The organism is Blautia sp. ZXY-1-C6 (assembly GCF_056339875.1).
The window spans coordinates 1-2258 of the sequence record NZ_JBWJVQ010000015.1; the positions used below are offsets into that span (position 1 = coordinate 1).

3 protein-coding genes are annotated in these 2258 nt (G+C 43.8%); 2 read left to right on the plus strand and 1 reads right to left on the minus strand.

Going from position 1 to position 2258, the window contains the following annotated elements:
• Both AC075J_RS00580 and AC075J_RS00585 read left to right on the plus strand, forming a co-directional pair.
• A partial coding sequence (locus tag AC075J_RS00580) for a PcsB-like coiled-coil domain-containing protein (protein ID WP_476389838.1) occupies positions 1–1015 on the plus strand: 1015 nt, incomplete at its 5' end.
• Positions 1016–1186: 171 nt separating this feature from the next.
• On the plus strand, positions 1187–1882 hold the full coding sequence (locus tag AC075J_RS00585; protein ID WP_008706935.1) for an anaerobic ribonucleoside-triphosphate reductase activating protein: 696 nt from the start codon (positions 1187–1189) through the stop codon (positions 1880–1882).
• Here AC075J_RS00585 and AC075J_RS00590 read toward each other — a convergent pair.
• Positions 1853–2258 (minus strand): DUF6128 domain-containing protein (locus AC075J_RS00590; protein ID WP_476389839.1); only part of this gene is annotated, 406 nt, incomplete at its 5' end. The two genes, AC075J_RS00585 and AC075J_RS00590, sit on opposite strands and share 30 nt — an antisense overlap.

Consider the following 2258-nt stretch of genomic DNA (forward strand, 5'->3'; position numbering starts at 1 on the left):
GAAGGCATTAAATAAACAATATGATGATATGAAGCTCCGCATCCAGTATATGTATGAGAATGGCGGTACATCTGCATTAGAGACTTTGCTGTCATCTAAGGATCTTTCTGAGTTCCTCAACAATGCAGAGAGTGTTGCGAAGATTTCCCAGTATGACAGGACTATGCTGGAGAAATGCGAGAACCTTCAGAACACTATCAAAGATCAGGAAACAACTGCTGAGGAAGAGAAGGCTGCTATTGATCAGCTTCTTGAAGAGAGAGCGGCCAAACAGCAGGAGGTTCAGAATCTTGCAGCAAGCACAAGTGATAACATCTCTTCCTATGTAAGCCAGATCAGCGCAAGCCAGGAAGAAGCAGCAGCACTGACTGCAGAAATCAACAATGCAGATAACAGCATTGCTCAGCTTGTGCAGCAGGCAGAAGAGGAAAAAGCAGCCAGAGAGGCAGCGCAGGCACAGGCCGAAGCAGAGGCGGCAGCGGCACAGGAACAGGATGCAGAAGAGAGTTCTGATGATTATGAAGAAGATACAGATTCCTATGAGGAAGACTCTTCGGACAGTCAGGATTCTTCGGAGACTGAAGGATTTGAGGATACTTCTGAAGATTCAGAAGATTCTGATGATGAAGATACATACGAAGAGAACGATGCAGATTTCTATGAGGGAGACTCTGACAGCAATGAATCAGAAGATACATCTGACAGCCAGGCATCCTCAGAAAGTTCTTCCGGTCAGGGAAAATACCTTGGCAACTTTACACTGACTGCATATTGCAACTGTGCACAGTGCTGCGGTACAGCAGGTAACCTGACAGCCAGCGGAACAGTTCCGACAGCAGGACGTACTGTAGCTATGGCGGGAGTACCATTTGGAACACAACTTCTGATCAACGGAAATGTATACACAGTAGAGGATCTGGGAACACCTTATGGACATGTTGATATTTATTGTGACAGCCATTCAGAAGCATTAAGCTTCGGACTTCAATCTGCTGAGGTTTATCAGTTGAACTGATAACAAAACAATAATGTGATTAAGAACTCTGGTAAAACAGGGTTCTTTTTTTCGGATTTTTGCCCGGATTGCTATAACATAGGTGGTTTAACTTGAGGATTCAGATGCCTGATGATAAAATGATATATCAGATTTATATACGGTAAAATATAATTGGAATGGAGATAAACAATGAGAATCTGTGGCTTTAATAAAACGACATTGCTGGACTATCCGGGAAAGGTAGCCAGTACTATATTTCTGGGTGGATGCAATTTCCGCTGTCCGTTCTGCCAGAATGGTATATTGGTTGTGGCTCCCGGAGAACAGCCGGATTACAGTCAGGAGGAACTTTTGACTTTTTTGAAAAAAAGAAAGGGGATTCTGGACGGGGTCTGCATTTCAGGAGGGGAACCTACACTGTCAGATGGTCTGGAGGAATTTCTGGGAAAAATCAAAGAGCTGGGCTATGCTGTTAAACTGGACACCAATGGCTCACGTCCGAAGATTGTAAAACATCTGGCAGAAGCCGGACTGATCGATAAAGTAGCTATGGATATCAAAGCCTGTCCGGATAACTATGGAAATCTGACCGGAATAGAAAAGCCTGATATGGACAGTATTTTTGAGACAGCAGATTTTCTGCTGCATGGGAATCTGGACTATGAATTCAGAACAACAGTAGTACGGGAACTGCATACGCAGAAGGATTTTGAAGAAATCGCCGGGTGGCTGGCAGGAGCGAAAGAATATTATCTGCAGGCTTATAAGGACTCAGATGGAGTCCTCAGGCCTGGATATGGAAGCTATACTTTTGAAGAACTTCAGAATTTTCAGAAGATTCTTCAAAAGACGATTTTATCTGTGGGAATCCGGGGCATCGATTAAACGATACCAGTAACCGCCGCGCATTTTTGGAATCTCTATATAGCTGCTTTCTTTGAAGTAAGGAAAGCCAAACATATTTGCCATAAAGCGTTCCTGCTGATTATAAACGCCGGGAACGCCGAGGATATACTGTCCGTTATTTCTTTGTCCTAAAAGCAAATATCCGAAATTATAATGCCCATACTGGAGAAAACGGTTATTGCGCAGTGCACAGTAATGCCGCGGAAAATGCTTCAGGTCATCAAGGTGTATCTTCCATGCAGAAATCAGTTCGCCATCGGAGAAGGGGGAAAATTCGGCAGAGGTTTTTCTGTTTTCTGCATTTCTTTCCGGGACAGGATTGCCAGCATTTTCAGAACTATTGGAATCTTCAACA

What these genes read in the sequence shown, in the direction of transcription:
- AC075J_RS00585 (WP_008706935.1), top strand. Translation starts at nt 1,187, where the DNA reads ATGAGAATCTGTGGCTTTAATAAAACGACATTGCTGGACTATCCGGGA.